Raw genomic sequence first — 16,005 nt, forward strand, 5'->3', positions numbered from 1 at the left:
TCCGGCTGTACCGCCGCAGTCGTGCGGTTTCGGTCCGTTTCGCGGGCGCACGTGGGGAGAAAGTATATCAGTGGACAGCCCTTCCGTTCTGCTAACAGCAACGGTTCTATGAGTAAAGACACGGACTCCGACGAGACCCCCATAGGGGCGAGTGACTCCATCGAAGACGCCGTGGACTCCGTCGAGGAGCAAGACGAGGCAGACGACTCCGTCGACGAGACGCCGGGCGGCGACCACGGCGACGAAGGTACAGCAGACCCCGAGGTCCCGGACGGGAACGAGGGCACTATCGAAGACCTCGGCAGCGAGGTCGAAATCGAGGCCGACGTGGACGGGGAGATCGACGACGACGACCTCCTCGGCGGGCTCGATATCGAGAGCACCCAGGACATCGAAGTCCCCGACCGCCTGGTCGACCAGGTCATCGGACAGGACCACGCCCGCGACGTGGTCAAGAAGGCGGCCAAGCAGCGCCGCCACGTCATGATGATCGGCTCGCCCGGCACGGGGAAGTCGATGCTCGCCAAGGCGATGAGCCAGCTCCTCCCCAAGGAGGAACTGCAGGACGTGCTCGTCTACCACAACCCGGACGACGGCAACGCGCCGAAGGTCCGGACGGTGCCGGCCGGCAAGGGCGAGCAGATCGTCGAGGCGCACAAGGAAGAAGCCCGCAAGCGCAACCAGATGCGGAGCTTCCTGATGTGGATCATCATCGCCATCGTCATCGGCTACTCGCTTTTGATCGTCGGGCAACCGCTGCTCGGCATCCTGGCGGCCGGTGTCATCTACCTCGCGTTCCGCTACGGGTCGCGTGGCAACGACGCGATGATTCCGAACCTGCTGGTCAACAACAACGACCAGAAGACGGCACCGTTCGAGGACGCGACTGGTGCCCACGCCGGCGCGCTGCTGGGCGACGTCCGCCACGACCCGTTCCAGTCCGGCGGCATGGAGACGCCCAGCCACGACCGCGTGGAGCCAGGCGCCATCCACAAGGCCAACAAGGGCGTGCTGTTCGTCGACGAGATCAACACGCTCGACATCCGCAGCCAGCAGAAGCTGATGACGGCCATCCAGGAGGGCAAGTTCTCCATCACGGGCCAGTCCGAGCGCTCCTCGGGCGCGATGGTCCAGACCGAGCCCGTCCCGTGTGACTTCATCATGATCGCGGCCGGGAACCTCGACGCCATGGAGAACATGCACCCGGCGCTGCGCTCCCGCATCAAGGGGTACGGCTACGAGGTGTACATGGACGACACCATCGAGGACGAACCCGAGATGCGCCGGAAGTACGCCCGCTTCGTGGCCCAGGAAGTCGAGAAGGACGGCCGTCTGCCGCACTTCACCGACGAGGCCGTGGAGGAACTCGTCCTCGAAGCCAGGCGCCGTGCCGGTCGGAAAGACCACCTCACGCTGAAGCTGCGTGACCTCGGTGGCCTCGTCCGGGTCGCCGGCGACATCGCCCGCTCCGAGGACAAGGAACACACCGAGCGCGGGGACGTGCTGCAGGCCAAGCGCCGCTCGCGGTCCATCGAGCAGCAGCTCGCGGACAACTACATCGACCGCCGCAAGGACTACGAGCTGACCGTCAACGAGGGCGACGTGGTCGGACGCGTCAACGGACTCGCCGTGATGGGCGAGGACTCCGGTATCGTCCTCCCGGTGATGGCGGAGGTCACGCCGTCGCAGGGACCGGGCGAGGTCATCGCCACGGGCCAGCTCAAGGAGATGGCGATGGAGGCCGTCCAGAACGTCTCGGCCATCATCAAGAAGTTCAGCGACGAGGACATCACCGAGAAGGACGTCCACATCCAGTTCGTCCAGGCCGGTGAAGGTGGCGTCGACGGCGACTCCGCCTCCATCACCGTGGCGACGGCCGTCATCTCGGCGCTGGAGGAGGTCCCCGTCGAGCAGAACATCGCCATGACCGGCTCGCTGTCCGTGCGGGGCGACGTGCTCCCGGTCGGCGGCGTCACTCACAAGATCGAGGCCGCGGCGAAGTCCGGCCTCGACAAGGTCATCATCCCGAAGGCGAACGAACAGGACGTGATGATCGAGGAGGAGTACGAGGAGATGATCGAGATCATCCCCGTCTCCCACATCAGCGAAGTGCTCGAGGTCGCCCTCGCGGGCGAACCCGAGAAGGACTCGCTGGTCGACCGCCTGAAGTCCATCACGGGCAAGGCGCTCGAACAGCGCGAGGTCGGCCGCTCCGGCGGCAGCCCCAGCCCGCAGTAGATGCTGGTCGGGGGGGTCGCCGCGACGACGGCTCCGCCCGAACCCGGCTGGGCGGCGTTCGTCGGCGTCACGGCCATCGTCCTCTCCCTTCTGCTCGCGCTCGCACGTGCCTCCCAGGCGCTGGTCCGCGACGACACCGACCTGCCGGGCCGGCTCTCGACCGTCGAGCCGACCGACGACGCGGAGCGGTCGCTGACGCTCGACGACCCCGAGGCCGACCTCGGCGCGGGGGACCTGGAGCCGCCGGGACGCGAGACCGGCCACGGGGTCCCCATCGACCCCGAGTCGCCGGGGGCGCTGACGGCCGAGGAACTGGCGCGTGACCCGTTCCCGGACGGGCGCGCGGGGCCGCACGGAAGCGAAGCCTCCGGAACGCCGGCGACGACCACGGCGAACCGCGGCGCGGGGACGGCGGACGACGCGGACTCGTTCACGACCGGGCAGTTACTCGCGAACGTCGCGCTCACGCAGGGGCTGTTCGGCGTCGTCCTCCTCGGGGCGGCCCTGTACTGGCGGATTCCGGCCTCGGCGTTCGGCATCACCGGCGACGCGCTGAGTACGGGCCTGCCCGCGCTCGGCGTCGGGGTCGCGCTCGGGGTCGGACTGTACGTCGCCAACGAAGTGGGGGCGGCGGGCGCGGACGCGATGGGCGTCGAGTACGACGAGCGCCTGCGGAGTCTGCTGGCGCCCGACTCCTCGGGCGGGTGGGTCGTCCTCCTGTTTCTCGTTTTGCCAATCGTCGCCGGCGTCGAGGAGTTCATCTTCCGCGCGGCGGTCATCGGCGCGACGAACGCGGGCTTCGGCACGTCGCCGTGGGCGCTGGCGGTCGTCTCCTCCATTGCCTTCGCCCTCGGCCACGGCGCACAGGGTCGGATGGGCGTGCTCGTGACCGGCGGGCTCGGGCTGGTGCTGGCGGCGGCGTTCGTCCTCACGGGGAGCTTCCTCGTCGTGTTCGTCGCGCACTACCTCGTGAACGCCCTGGAGTTCGTCGTCCACGAACTGCTCGGGATCGAGTGGGCCGGCGACGGGGCCGGGGAGTAGCGGCCGCCGTGGCGGTCGCCGAGTGCGTCGGCACCGGGCGGCCGCGCGGACGACCCCGAAGGCCGGGACGTGGGAGCGAACGGTTTTAATCGCCGGGCTGTCTCTGGGGGGTATGGACGTTCGGGCGGCGCTCACGAGCAGACGAACGCGGCTCGGCTTCGCGGCCGCCGCGTTGCTCGTGTTCGTCGTGCTGCTCGCGTACGGGACGGCCGTCGACGGCCGGCTCGGGTTCGCGCTCGTCAGGGTCCACATCGGCCTCGTCTTGATCGTCAGCGTCGGCTTCGCGGTCGGCGTCGGCAACCTCGGGGACGGCATCCACCCCATCGCCGCGGGGGGCTACCTGCTCGCGGGGGTGTTCATCGGCTACGGCGGACTGGCGGCCCTCGACCTCGTGCCCGCGTTCTCCATGCTCGGGACGCTCGGCGACCTCGCGCTGCTCATCGCCTTCGGCGCGTACTTCTACCAGCGGGAGTTCGTCGACGACGGGAGCGACGGCGAGGGTGACGGCGCCGCGGCCGACGACGCGGACGCGGAGTGACGATGGGACCGACGCGGGGTGCCGAGGGCGTGCCTCCTCAGAGGCCCTCGACCGCGCGGAGTTTCCCCACGACCGGGGCCGGCGCGGCGCTGGGCCCGTCCCGGACCCGGTGGTCGGGGACGAGAAGCGGGACGGGGTTGTCCGCGAGCGCCGTGCGGACGAGCCGCAGGTCGTCGTCGGATTCGGAGTCGAGACCGGCGGTCATCGACGTCACCTTCTCGACGCCGATCTCGGTGCCGTAGGGGATGCCACGGACCGTCTCCAGCACGCCGCGCTGGTCGGTCGGGACGGTCAGCGCCACTGTCACGTCGGTAAACGACGCCTCGACGCCTTCGAGGTAGGCGTCGATGCGGTCGAGCAGGTCGTGGTCCTCGCTCGCGTCGGCCTCGGGGCTGTCCGGGAAGGAAACGGAGATGACACGCCCCTGTGCGATCCCGAGTTGCACCCAGCAGTCGAGAAGTTCGTATTCGCGGGCGTAGATACCGGCGTCGTCCATACCGACAGTCCGGCAGGACGGACCTTACGCTTTCGGGCTGTGGCGGGAGCGGGGCGCTAGAGCGTGACCGCTTCACGGCCCTTCAGGGACTCGGGGACGACGAGCCGGACGGTCGTGCTCGCGCCGTTCTCGGTCGTGAGCCGGAGCGTGGCAGATTCACCGGCTTCGAGCCGCTCGCCGAACGCACCAGCACCGCGGCCGCTGTCGTCGACCGCGAGGTCGTCGCTGCCGATGTCCATGGTGAGCACCATCCTGTCGTCGGGGCCGTTCACCAGCGGCGCGGAGCCGTCGTCGTCCTTGACCGCTGCGACGCCGAAGTACCCGTCGACCGCGTCGGCTTCGACGGACGGGGCAACGACGTCGTAGGTGCCGCTGTCGTCGACCCACTGGACCGTCACGTCCCGGAGGTCGATGTCGTCGGCGCCGGGCGCCTTCCCGACGGTGAGGTTGACGGTCCCGACGGTCCCGTTCTCGATGTTGCTCCCCGCCGCGGCGAACACCTGGAGGCGGTTGGTCACCTGCTGGCGTGGCTGCGTCGTCGTCTCGGTCTCCTCGTCGTCCCCCTCGTCGGCTTCGCTTTCGTCCTCGGCACCGACAGCGTCCGCTTCGGTATCCGTGCCGGTGCCGGTACCGGCGCCACCGAGTCCGTTACAGCCGGCGAGGAGGACCAGTACGGCGAGGAGGGCGATAAACAGGGCTTGCGGGCGGCCGCATCGGCTCATGGTCTGCCGACTGGTCCGCCCCCTACGGCTTAATCCTTTGTGACGATTCGAGCCGTAGGGTCACCGGGAGTCGGTCACTGCGAACGCCACACGGCCCTCGCCACCGAGGGCGGCCGGCACTTCCAGCCGCCGGGTGATCGACCGGCCGCTGCCGGCCGCGAGCTGGACGCTCACGACGGAGTTGCCCCGGAGTCGGCTCCCGAAGGCCGTCGCGCCGGGCCGTTCGGCACCCGAGGTGGGGTCGTCGACCGTCGTGTCCGAGTCCCCGAGGTCGAAAACGAGTTCGAACACGTCGTCGGGGTCGTCGAGGACGGGCGCGGAGCCGTTGCCGTCGGCCAACGACCTGATCCCGAAGTAGCCGTCGGCGTTGCCGCCGTCGATGGTCGACGCCAGCGTGTAGGTGCCCGAGGGATCGACCCAGCGTGCCCTGATGGTGCTGGTGTCGACGGTCACGCCCGGCGCGACGGCGAGCTGGAGTCTGACGACGCCGACGGACCGGCTCCGGATGGCCGTCCCGTAGGCTGCGGTGACGTCGAACGCGCTGTCGAACCCGCCGTCGTCCGACTCCGCCGTCCGGGGTTCGGGGGTCACTTGCGGGTCGTCGGCGACCGTCTCCTCGACCGGTGGCGCCGTCCCGAACTCGTCGGGCGTCGGCGTGCTCGTCGCGCCCGTGCTCGTCGGCGGCGCCGTCGTCGTGTCGCCGTCGGCGGCCGTCTCGTCGTCCCCGCCGGTCCCGCCGCCGCTACACCCTGCGACCCCGAGTGCCGTCGCGGCGAGCCCGGCCGTGATGAACCGTCGTCGCCGGACCATGCGCCCACGTGCGGCCTCGCGGTCTTAACCCTTCGCGCTGTATCACGACCACGGAAGCGCCGTGCGGTCACATCCGCACCGCCGCGACGCGTGCCCAGTCGCAAGTCTTATGTGCAAATCAGTCCGTCAATGTACAGTAATGGACGACGATGAGGAAATCGCACCAGCGGTCGAGTCGATCCTGTCGGCGGCACGCGAGCGCGGGGGTGGCGAGTCGCGGCTGTCGGTGTCGCCGCGGTCGCTGCCCGACGCGTTCGCGGCGGCCGAAGCCGACGGGCGCGTGCCGATCATCGCCGAGGTGAAGCCGACGAGCCCGACGACCGACGGCGAGCGCCGGGACGACCCGGTGGCGCTGGCCGAGGAGATGGTCGCGGGCGGCGCGGCGGCGCTGTCCGTCCTGACCGAACCCGAGCACTTCGGCGGGTCGCCCGAGGCCCTGACCCGCGTCCGCGAGGCAGTCGACGTGCCAGTCCTGCGGAAGGACTTCCTGCTCCACGAGGCCCAACTGGACGTGGTCGAGGCCGACGTGGTCCTGCTCATCGCGCGCTTCCTCGACGACCTCCCGGGGATGGTCGACGCGGCCCGCGAGCGTGGCTTTCAGGTCCTCGTCGAGGTGCACGACGCGGCGGAACTCGAAGCGGCTCTCGACGCCGGGGCCGACATCGTCGGCGTGAACAACCGTGACCTCGCGAAACTGGAGGTGGATCTCGGGACCTTCGAGCAGATTGCGCCGGAGGCACCCGACGACGTGACGCTGATCGCCGAGAGCGGCGTCTCGACGCCGGCGGACGTGCGCCGGATGCGGGCGGCCGGGGCCGACGCCCTGCTCGTCGGCAGTGCCATCATGGACGGATCGGTGCGAGCGAATACGGAAACGCTGACACGGGCGGAGTCCCAGGAGGAACCATGAGCGACACACAGCGAGGGAAGTTCGGGCGCTACGGGGGGCAGTACGTGCCGGAGGCGCTGATGCCGGCGCTGGAGGAACTCACTGACGCCTACGAGCGGTACGTCCTCGACAACGAGGACGGCTTCATGGACGAGTTCCGCCGTCGGCTGCGGGATTTCGGCGGTCGCCCGCTTCCCCTGCAGTACGCCGACCAGTTGAGCGCGCGCTACGACACCGACGTCTACCTCAAACGCGAGGACCTACTCCACGGCGGTGCGCACAAACTCAACAACGCCCTCGGGCAGGTCCTGCTGGCGAAGTACATGGGCAAAGAGCGCATCATCGCCGAGACGGGCGCCGGCCAGCACGGCACCGCGACGGCGATGGCCGCCGCCCATCTCGACATGCCCTGTGAGATCTACATGGGCGAGACCGACATCAACCGCCAGCGGCCCAACGTCTTCCGGATGCGGCTCAACGGCGCCGAGGTCAACCCCGTGACGGTCGGGCGGGGGACGCTGAAGGAGGCCATCAGCGAGACGATGCGGGACTGGGCGACGACCGTCGAGCACACCCACTACGTCATCGGGAGCATCGTCGGCCCCCATCCGTTCCCGTCGATGGTCCGTGACTTCCACGCCGTCATCTCCGAGGAGGCCCGTGAACAGATCCAGGAGCAGGCGGGTCGGCTCCCCGACTCCGTGCTCGCCTGCGCGGGCGGTGGCTCGAACACGATGGGCGCGTTCCACCACTTCCGCGACGACGCGGACGTGGACCTGTTCGCCGTGGAGGCCGGCGGTTCGTCGCTCTCGGTCGACGAAGAAGCGGGCGTCGCGCCCAACTCCGCCTCGCTGTCGACCGGCGGCGAGGGCGTCCTCCACGGCGCACGGACGAAACTCCTCCAGGACACGGAGGGACAGATCATGGAATCACACTCCGTGTCGGCGGGGCTGGACTACGCCGGCGTCGGCCCGGAACTGGCCCACCTCGTCGACGAGGGCCGGGTCCGTCCGGTCAACGTCGACGACGACCTCGCGCTGGAGGCGTTCCACCGCCTCTCGCAGGACGAGGGGATCATCCCCGCGCTGGAGACGGCCCACGCCTTCGGTTATCTCGAAGCCCATCCCGACGAGGTGGGCGACGTGACCATCGTGAACGTCTCCGGGCGCGGCGACAAGGACCTCGAAACCGTCATCGAGGAGACCGAGCAGCGCGACCTGGACGTGGACGCGGACATGTCGGTGTTCGACGGCATGGGGGGAATGTAGATGCCGAGCGAAGCACTCCGACGCGCTTTCGAGGACGGCCCCGCCTTCATCCCGTACCTCGCCGCCGGCGACCCGAGTTACGAGGACTCGCTGGAGTACGTCGAGGCGCTGGAACGGGGCGGCGCGGACATCATCGAACTCGGCCTGCCCTTCTCGGAACCCATCGCCGAGGGGAAGACCATCCAGAGCGCCATCGTCCGCGCGCTGGAAGGCGGGATGACCGTCGACCGCTACTTCGAGTTCGTGGCGGACCTCGACGTGGACGTCCCGCTCGTGTGCATGACCTACTACAATCTGGTCTTCCAGTACGGCGACGAAGACGGTCCGCGGCCGTTCGTCGAGAAGGCCGCCGAGGTCGGCATCGAGGGGTTCGTCATCGTCGACCTGCCGGCGGAGGAGGCCGACGAGATGCGCGCGGCCTGCGACGAGTTCGGTCTCGACCTGGTGTTCATCGTCGCGCCGACGACCCGCGGCGACCGACTGGAACGGATGCGCGAGCAGGTCTCGGGCTACGTCTACGTCCAGGCCCGCCTGGGCGTGACCGGCGCCCGCGACGACGTGAGCGACCAGACCGAGGCTTCCCTGGCGCGCATCGCCGACTGGGACGTGCCCAAACCCGTGGGCTTTGGCATCAAGACCGGCGACCACGCCGAGCGCATCGTCCGCGCGGGCGCCGACGGCATCATCGTCGGCTCCGCGCTGGTCGACATCGTCGCCGAGGGCCACGAGCGGGGCGACCCCGCGGACGAGGTGGCGGCGCGACTGGCAGAGAAGGCACGGGAACTCGTCGAGGGGGCCGAACGCGGCGCGCGGAAGCGGGCGGAAGCCGACGGCGACTGAACGCGGGACTTTTCTCCGGCGCGCGTGAGCCGTCGAGCATGGGCGCTGGACGCATCGTCGGGTACGCACTGCTGGGACTGGTCGACGCCTTCGTCCCCTCGGTGGCGGCGACCTACGCCCTCTCGTCCGTCGGCGACTGGTCGCTCGCGGCCTACGCCGGTATCCTCGTCCTCGCGGTCGGGTTCGTCTTCGGGGCCGCGAGCGCGGCCCGCGGCGGCCGTCCCTTCCCGCTGACACGCGGCGTCAAGCGGCTCTTCGACCGGTTCTGGTGGGTCTAGTCGTCGCGCATTTCCTGCAGCGTGGCCCGCATCTCCGCGAGCTTCGCCTTCGCTTCCTCGGGGTCGAGGTCGCCGGGGAGGCGTTGCCAGGGTTCGACCGCGCCGTCGCCGACGGGCGCCGCGTCGGAGACGGCCCGCCAGTCGGTCTCGGCCAGTTCGGTCTCCGCGAGGTCCCGGGACAGGTCCTCCGAGAGGAACTCGATGCCGCGCTCTTTGGCCCGCTCGATCCGCTCTTCTGACTCGATGCGTTCGATGCCGACGGTGGCGGCGATGGTGTCGGCGTCGGGCCCGAGGAGTTCGTCGACGGTCCCCCAGTCGGCGTCGAGCGGTTGCTCCTCGTCGACGACGCGGGACAGCGAACCACAGCCCGACAGCGAACCGGCGTGACTCGTGAACCCCTCGTCGGACTTCGCGATGTAGTGGGCGACCTTCTCACAGAGGAGGACGGCGGCCTGTGCTTCCCGGCCGCCGTAGATGTGGTCCGCCTCGAGTGTCTCCCAGTCGACCGTCGAGCGGTCGGTCCGCTTTTTCCCGCCGATGGTCACTGCCGTCCGGACGACGTACTCGAAGGGGTCGAGCGAGCGCCCGCCGGCCGCGCTGGTCCGGGCGATCCGATTGCGACAGCGCCAGCCGTGGTCCGTCTTCGGGTCGTACGCCCGGGCCAGTTGGACCTCGAACTCGCCGCCGGTGCCGACGTAGGCCTCCAGCCGACAGACACCCTGCTTCGCGCCGCCCGGAATCCGTTCGGGGTCGAGCCACCGCCGCCCCTCGACGTAGTAGTCCGACCGCCGGGAGACGTTCGCGGGGAGCAACTCGGCGATGTGGCCCGACACCCGCCGGTTGAGTACGTCGCCGGGTCCGAACCCGCCTTTACCCATACACGCCGTTTCGGCGTCGGTCGACATTAATCCCGTCACCGTATCGACGGAATCCAGCGTATCGACTTCGAGGACGCCCTCCCCGTACCGCGCCGATGCGTTTACATCGTCGTAAGACGCAGACGCAGCGAAGGACGCCGGTCGGTTCCGGCGGCGCCCGGGCGGGAGCGGTGACGCAAGGTGGGCCGAGACCGGAAGGCAATTAACCGTCACTTGCCACAGGTTCTCGTATCATGAGCACGGGGAAAGACGCACGTCTGGCGCGCATCGGGACAGGGGGGCGGTACCTCGTCGTCCCAATGGACCACGGTATCACGATGGGCGCCGTCAAGGGCCTCAAGGACATCGAATCGACCATCGACGCGATCACGCGCGGCGGCGCGGACTCGGTTCTCACCCAGCGCGGCGTCGCGCCGCGCGTTCACGACAACAAAAACGGCGCGGGCTACATCGTCCACCTGAACGGGTCAACTACCATCGGGCCGGACGAGAACGACAAGCGCCCGACCGGAACCGTCGAGGACGCCATCCGCGCCGGCGCCGACGCCGTCTCCTTCCACATCAACGTCGGTAGCGAGTACGAGCGCGAACAGATCGAGGGGCTCGCGGAGGTCACGAGCGCCGCCGAACGGTACGGGATGCCCGTGCTGGCGATGACCTACGCTCGCGGTCCGGACATCGACGACGAGGACCCCGAGGCGTACGCCGAGGCGCTGGGTCACGCCGTCCGCCTGGGCGAGGAACTCGGTGCGGACGTGGTCAAGACCTCCTACAGCGGCGACGCCGACACGTTCGGCCACGTCGTCGAGTCGACGCGGCTCCCCGTCGTCATCGCCGGCGGCGCGAAGGGAACCGACCAGGAGACGCTCGCGATGGTCCGGGGCGCGATGGACGCCGGTGCCGCCGGCGTCTCGATGGGCCGGTCAATCTTCCAGCACGACGATCCCGAAGCCATCACGGAGGGCGTCGCTGCCGTCATCCACGACGACGCGACGGCCGAGGAGGCCGCCCGCGAGGCCGGCCTGGCCGTCGAAGCCTGACTCTTCGGCCACCCCATTCACGGGACCGATATTAAGCCACTGGCCGCCGACAGGGCTTCCATGCCCGACCCGAGTTTCACCTTCGAGGCCGACGCTCCGACGGGCAAGACGCTGCTCGCCGGCTTCACGCACCCGGGTATCGCGGGGCTCTCGGCGGTCGACCACCTCGTCAAGCACCTCGACTTCGAGCGGATCGGCCACGTCGAGACGCGCGGACTCCCGACCATCGCACCCTTCGAGGACGGTCGGCCGCGACATCCCGTTCGGCTGTACGCCGGCGGGGGCGTGACGGTCCTCGTCAGCGAGACGTTCCTCCCGCTGTCGGCCACCGAGGCGTTCACCGACGGCCTCCTCGATTGGCTGACCGACACGTCGCTCGACGAGGTCGCCGTCCTCTACGGGATTCCGTACCCCCACGGCCCGGAGGGCCACGACGTGTCGGTGGTCGCCACCGACGCGTACCGCGAGCGCCGGCTCGAGGGGCACGACATCCAGGCGGCGACGGGCGGGTTCTTCGACGGCGTCGTGGGCGACCTCCTCCTGCGCGGCCTGGAAACGGGACCGGACGTGGGGGTGTTCGTCACGGCGAGCCACCCGCCGGGGCCGGACCTGGAGGCGGCGCTGCGCCTGCTCGACACGATTCAGGAAGTGTACGGGCTGGACGTGGCGGAGGAGGCGCTCGCCGCCGAGATCGAACGGATGCGCCAGTACTACGCGGAACTGGCCGAGCGGATGACGGCCATGGAGGAGACGCGGCCGCGGGAGTTCTCCGTGGACAGGATGTACATGTAGCGGCCGCGGTGGTCGCCGGGGCGCCCCCGTCCGCGCGGCGTCGGCGTCCGCAAGACTGGCCGGGAGTCGTCACGTTCAAGCGTGGTCCGGGCGAGGTGTCGGGCATGACACGCTCCGTCTGGCTGAAAGCAGACGACGCGGTCGGCGACTGGGAGGCCCGCAAGCGCCGTATCACGGCGGGGCTGGAGGCCGGCGTCGACTGGGTACTGGTCGACGAGGGAGACGTCGAACGCGTCCGCGAACTCGGACAGGTCAACGTCGCCGCGTTCTCGAACGGCGACGTCCACGTCATGGACGCCGAAAACGAGGGGAGCGACGCCGACGCCGTCGTCGTCGGCAAGGGCGGCGAGGGGGACGGCACCGTCGACCTCCCCTCCGACTTCTCCGGCTCCGCCGACCTCTCGACGCTCCGGGCCAACGGCGACGCCACGCAGGGCGGGTACGTCCGCATCCTGAACGAGAGCTACGAGGCCTTCGCCGAGGCCGTCGCCGAGGAAGCCGAGTACACCATCGTCATCGGCGAGGACTGGGCGATCATCCCGCTGGAGAACCTCATCGCCCGCATCGGCGAGGAGACGGACCTCGTCGCCGGCGTTACGACCGCCGAGGAGGCCCGGACGGCCTTCGAGACGCTGGAACTCGGGGCCGACGCAGTCCTGCTCGACACCGACGACCCCGACGAAATCCGCCAGACGGTGGAGGTCCGCGACGAGGCCGGCCGCGAGCGGTTGGCCCTCACCACCGCCGAGGTGACGACGATCGAACAGACGGGCTCGGCCGACCGGGTCTGTATCGACACGGCGAACCTGATGGACCACGACGAGGGGATGCTCGTCGGCTCGATGGCCCGCGGCCTCTTTTTCGTCCACGCCGAGACCGCCGAGTCGCCCTACGTCGCCTCCCGCCCCTTCCGGGTCAACGCCGGCGCGGTCCACGCCTACGTCCGCACCCCTGGCGGCGAGACGAAGTACCTCTCCGAACTCCAGAGCGGCGACGAGGTACAGGTCGTCGACACCGACGGTAACACCCGCGAGGCTATCGTCGGTCGCGTCAAGATCGAGAAACGCCCCATGTTTCGGGTCCAGGCGGAACTGACCCGCGAGAACGGCGAGACCGACCGCATCGAGACGCTCCTGCAGAACGCCGAGACGATCAAGGTCGCCACGAACGAGGGCCGCAAGGCCGTCACCGACCTCGAAGCCGGCGACGAACTCCTGCTGTACTACGAGGACACCGCCCGCCACTTCGGCGAGGCCGTCGAGGAGAGCATCATCGAGAAGTAACGGGTGCTCCCCCGCCCGACGACCGCAGGCTGCCCGAACCTCGTCGTCGCATTCCCGTTGCTCGTCACTCCCGTACGGGTAACTAACAGTGTTTCCGCCACCCGGTATCTTTTCCGTGAGTGAAACCACTAGCGGTTGATGTCGAAACAGACTCAGCCAACACGTTCGGAACCGGAACTGTCGACGGCGGCCGACTGGAACGCGCTGTATATCGACGGCAAGTGGCACGGCCCCGGCGACCGCGGGACGCTCGACGTGACCGACCCCTCGACGCGGGAGGTCTGGACGGAGGTCCCGGCCGGGACCGAGGACGACGTGGACGAGGCCTACGCGGCCGCGAAACGCGCTCAGGAGTCCTGGGCGGAGAAGGGTCCGGACCGCCGCGCGGAGCTGGTCCAGACGGTGCTGGCCCTGCTCGACGAGTACGAGGCCGATCTGCTCGAACTGCTGGTCACCGAGTCCGGGAGCTCACAGATCAAAAGCGACCTCGAACTCGACACCGCGCGGGGGATCGTCGGCGAGGCCGCCAGTTTCCCGACGCGGATGTCGGGTGACATCCGCGAGTCGGTGATGGAGGGGAAAGAACACCTCGTCAAGCGGGAGCCGGCCGGCGTCGTGGCGGTCATCCCGCCGTGGAACTTCCCCTTCCACCTCTCGGTCCGTGCGGTCGCGCCGGCCGTCGCGACGGGCAACGGCGTCGTCATCAAGCCGGCGACGGACACGCCGGTCACGAGCGGGCTCGCCATCGCCCGCCTGTTCGAGCTCGCGGGCGCGCCACCGGGCCTGGTCAACGTCGTCCCCGGCAAGGGCTCGGAGATCGGCGACCGGGTCGCCGGCCACCCCGACGTGGACGTGGTCGCGTTCACCGGCTCGACCGAGGTGGGCCGCCACGTCGCCAAACAGGCCGTCGACACGCTGGCCTTCCCCGCCCTCGAACTCGGCGGAAACGGCCCCAACGTCGTTCTGGAGGACGCGGACCTGGACAACGCCCTCTCGGCCGGTGCCTTCGGGACCTTCGCCCACCAGGGGCAGGTGTGTATCTCGATCAACCGCCACCTCGTCCACGAGGACATCTACGACGAGTACGTCGCGGGGATGGTCGAGAAAGCCGAGATGATCCCCGCCGGGAGCGTCCACGAGGCCAGTTCCATCGTCGGGCCGATCATCAACGAGGGGCAGCGCGACCAGATCCTCGATTACGTCGAGGACACGGTCGAGCAGGGCGCGACGCTGGAGACGGGCGGCGACACCGTCCCCGTCGACGGCGTCGACGACTCGCTGGTCGTCGAGCCGACGGTGCTCTCGGACGTGGACAACGACATGACCGCGGCCTGTAACGAGCACTTCGGGCCGGTGGCGCCCATCGTCCCCGTCTCTTCGGACGAGGAGGCCATCGAACTCGCGAACGCGACGGAGTACGGCCTGGCGGCGTCCGTCTTCTCCGGCGACCGCAACCGCGCGGAGGACATCGCCGACGCCATCGACGCCGGGATGGTCCACATCAACGACCAGCCCATCAACGACGAACCGCACGTGCCCTTCGGCGGCATGAAGGCCTCCGGGCTGGGGCGGTACAACGGCGAGTACATCCTCGAGGAAATGACCGAGACGAAGTGGATTTCGGTCCAGCGCGAACAGCGAAACTACCCGATGTAGGTCAGTTCTCGGGCGCCGGCCCGTCGCCGGCCCCGTCGATCTCGGTCGTACACCAGTGACAGAAGTCGATGTCGCCGTCGATCTCCTTCCCGCAGTTGGGACAGCGGCGCCCGGTTTCGGCCTGGGCCTGCTGTCTGTTGTTGCGGACGGCGAACCAGTAGGCGTCGGCCACGTTCAGGAGGCCGACGACGAGCAGGCCGACGGACGCCTCGACCGGCATGGCGTCGAAGGCCTGTCGCATCGACTCGGCGGACATCGTCGTCGGGACGACCGACTGGGGAATGAGCAGCGACGCCGTCAGCAGCGTCAACCCGAACCAGAGGAGTGCACGCGCCCACTCACGGAGATAGAGGTGGCCGAGCCCGGGATAGCCGACGGCGAGCAGGGCCGCGAGCCACGGCCGCTTGCGCGTCGAGCCACCGCTCGGTCCCATCATATCGGGTGTCGGTTACGACCCTTGGTTAAGGTTCCGGCTCGGAAGAGAGCTCGGTCACGAGCCGTCGCAGGGTCGCGAGGTCGTACTGGCCGGGCGCGGTCGCGTCGGCGGGGTCGACCGGCGCGTAGCCGATCTTCGAGCCGTACAGCGGCGCGACGGCCCGGGAGTGGCGGCCGGCCTCGCCCATCGCCATCGTGGCGACGCGGTCGCCGTCGAGCGTGCTCGCCCGCGTCGCGGCCAGCAGTTCGAGCACGTCGTCTTCCGTCTCCGCGGTCACGGCGAGTTTGCCCACGTCGCCGTGGTCGGCGGCGCGGGCGAGGAGCCGGCGGAGCTTCGGCGGGGTCGGTGTCTTCTCGAAGTCGTGCGTCGAGACGACGGTCGTCGCCCCGTGCTCGCGCGCGGCCCGGAGGACGCGGGCGCCGTCGCCCTCGGCGACGCTCTCGAGTTCCACGTCGACGGCCGCGACGAAGTCGTACTCCACGGCGGCACAGAGGGCGTCCAGCCGCGCCTCGTCGTCGGTGGTCGCTCCGCCCTCCCACTCGGGACGGTTCGTGACCAGCAGCGGCAGGTCGCCGTCGTAGGCGGCGAGCGCCGCTCGGGGGTCCTCGGCGAGGTCCATCCGGAACTCGACGATGTCGGCGTGCTCGCGGGCGGCCGGCTCCACCCCCAGGTCGTCGGTCGACGCCGCGAGCACGAACGACTCGAACTCCATACGCCCGCTACGGCGAGGGTCCGGCAAAAGCCTGCCTTTCTCCGCCGAACCTGCCGCTCCCCACCTCGCTGCCCCCGCCCTGCCCCCG

At 69.6% G+C, this 16,005-nt stretch carries 17 protein-coding genes; 11 read left to right on the plus strand and 6 right to left on the minus strand.

Features of this window, described 5'->3' with window-relative positions; translation table 11 throughout:
- The first annotated feature begins 108 nt into the window (after nt 1-108).
- The 3 genes from lonB to MUG96_RS05165 all read left to right on the plus strand — a co-directional run bounded on the left by lonB (nt 109) and on the right by MUG96_RS05165 (nt 3,817).
- Nucleotides 109-2,238: an ATP-dependent protease LonB gene (gene lonB, locus MUG96_RS05155; RefSeq protein ID WP_246987125.1), complete on the plus strand. Its 2,130-nt coding sequence runs from the start codon at nt 109-111 to the stop codon at nt 2,236-2,238.
- Nucleotides 2,239-3,279 (plus strand): CPBP family intramembrane glutamic endopeptidase, encoded by a 1,041-nt coding sequence (locus tag MUG96_RS05160; RefSeq protein WP_246987127.1) that lies wholly within the window; start codon nt 2,239-2,241, stop codon nt 3,277-3,279.
- A gap of 112 nt (nt 3,280-3,391) precedes the next feature.
- Nucleotides 3,392-3,817: a hypothetical protein gene (locus tag MUG96_RS05165; RefSeq protein ID WP_246987130.1), complete on the plus strand. Its 426-nt coding sequence runs from the start codon at nt 3,392-3,394 to the stop codon at nt 3,815-3,817.
- Nucleotides 3,818-3,854: 37 nt separating this feature from the next.
- On the opposite strand, the gene MUG96_RS05170 is transcribed toward MUG96_RS05165, so the two are convergent.
- From MUG96_RS05170 to MUG96_RS05180, 3 genes are read right to left on the minus strand one after another with little or no spacing between them, the layout of a single operon-like run.
- Entirely contained in the window at nt 3,855-4,313 is a 459-nt protein-coding gene (locus MUG96_RS05170) for an MGMT family protein (protein WP_246987132.1), read from the minus strand.
- Between the two features lie 56 nt (nt 4,314-4,369).
- Complete coding sequence (locus MUG96_RS05175) at nt 4,370-5,035, minus strand: flagellin (RefSeq protein WP_246987134.1); 666 nt, start codon at nt 5,033-5,035, stop codon at nt 4,370-4,372.
- 60 nt (nt 5,036-5,095) lie between these two features.
- Nucleotides 5,096-5,845 carry a hypothetical protein gene (locus MUG96_RS05180; RefSeq protein ID WP_246987136.1) on the minus strand — a complete coding sequence of 250 codons (750 nt, stop codon included), beginning with the start codon at nt 5,843-5,845 and terminating at the stop codon, nt 5,096-5,098.
- A gap of 139 nt (nt 5,846-5,984) precedes the next feature.
- Between MUG96_RS05180 and trpC the strand changes: the two genes are divergently transcribed.
- Genes trpC through MUG96_RS05200 form a run of 4 tightly spaced genes read left to right on the plus strand, consistent with a single transcriptional unit; the run spans nt 5,985 to nt 9,120 of the window.
- Nucleotides 5,985-6,755 (plus strand): indole-3-glycerol phosphate synthase, encoded by a 771-nt coding sequence (gene trpC / locus MUG96_RS05185; RefSeq protein WP_246987138.1) that lies wholly within the window; start codon nt 5,985-5,987, stop codon nt 6,753-6,755.
- On the plus strand, nt 6,752-8,002 hold the full coding sequence (trpB, locus tag MUG96_RS05190; RefSeq protein ID WP_246987140.1) for a tryptophan synthase subunit beta: 1,251 nt from the start codon (nt 6,752-6,754) through the stop codon (nt 8,000-8,002). The genes trpC and trpB overlap by 4 nt, the downstream gene beginning before the upstream one ends.
- Nucleotides 8,003-8,842: a tryptophan synthase subunit alpha gene (gene trpA, locus MUG96_RS05195; protein WP_246987142.1), complete on the plus strand. Its 840-nt coding sequence runs from the start codon at nt 8,003-8,005 to the stop codon at nt 8,840-8,842.
- Nucleotides 8,843-8,880: 38 nt separating this feature from the next.
- Nucleotides 8,881-9,120, plus strand: coding sequence for a hypothetical protein (locus tag MUG96_RS05200; protein WP_246987143.1), 240 nt, complete (start codon nt 8,881-8,883; stop codon nt 9,118-9,120).
- On the opposite strand, the gene MUG96_RS05205 is transcribed toward MUG96_RS05200, so the two are convergent.
- Nucleotides 9,117-9,998: a hypothetical protein gene (locus MUG96_RS05205; RefSeq protein WP_246987144.1), complete on the minus strand. Its 882-nt coding sequence runs from the start codon at nt 9,996-9,998 to the stop codon at nt 9,117-9,119. The genes MUG96_RS05200 and MUG96_RS05205 overlap by 4 nt on opposite strands.
- A 233-nt stretch (nt 9,999-10,231) precedes the next feature.
- Between MUG96_RS05205 and MUG96_RS05210 the strand changes: the two genes are divergently transcribed.
- The 4 genes from MUG96_RS05210 (at nt 10,232) to MUG96_RS05225 (ending at nt 14,769) form a co-directional block, all read left to right on the plus strand.
- Entirely contained in the window at nt 10,232-11,038 is an 807-nt protein-coding gene (locus MUG96_RS05210; protein WP_246987145.1) for a 2-amino-3,7-dideoxy-D-threo-hept-6-ulosonate synthase, read from the plus strand.
- Nucleotides 11,039-11,098: 60 nt separating this feature from the next.
- On the plus strand, nt 11,099-11,830 hold the full coding sequence (locus MUG96_RS05215) for a proteasome assembly chaperone family protein (protein WP_246987146.1): 732 nt from the start codon (nt 11,099-11,101) through the stop codon (nt 11,828-11,830).
- 104 nt (nt 11,831-11,934) lie between these two features.
- The gene (locus MUG96_RS05220) at nt 11,935-13,113 is read left to right on the plus strand and encodes a 3-dehydroquinate synthase II (RefSeq protein WP_246987147.1); all 1,179 of its coding nucleotides are present in this window, start codon (nt 11,935-11,937) and stop codon (nt 13,111-13,113) included.
- A gap of 138 nt (nt 13,114-13,251) precedes the next feature.
- Nucleotides 13,252-14,769: an aldehyde dehydrogenase family protein gene (locus tag MUG96_RS05225; protein ID WP_246987148.1), complete on the plus strand. Its 1,518-nt coding sequence runs from the start codon at nt 13,252-13,254 to the stop codon at nt 14,767-14,769.
- 1 nt (nt 14,770) lies between these two features.
- Here MUG96_RS05225 and MUG96_RS05230 read toward each other — a convergent pair whose 3' ends face one another.
- Both MUG96_RS05230 and MUG96_RS05235 read right to left on the minus strand, forming a co-directional pair.
- Nucleotides 14,771-15,205 (minus strand): DUF7575 domain-containing protein, encoded by a 435-nt coding sequence (locus MUG96_RS05230; protein WP_246987149.1) that lies wholly within the window; start codon nt 15,203-15,205, stop codon nt 14,771-14,773.
- A gap of 25 nt (nt 15,206-15,230) precedes the next feature.
- The gene (locus MUG96_RS05235) at nt 15,231-15,917 is read right to left on the minus strand and encodes a type I 3-dehydroquinate dehydratase (RefSeq protein ID WP_246987150.1); all 687 of its coding nucleotides are present in this window, start codon (nt 15,915-15,917) and stop codon (nt 15,231-15,233) included.
- Nucleotides 15,918-16,005 lie beyond the last annotated feature (88 nt).

It is taken from the genome of Halorientalis marina (genome assembly GCF_023028345.1).
Classification (GTDB): domain Archaea; phylum Halobacteriota; class Halobacteria; order Halobacteriales; family Haloarculaceae; genus Halorientalis; species Halorientalis marina.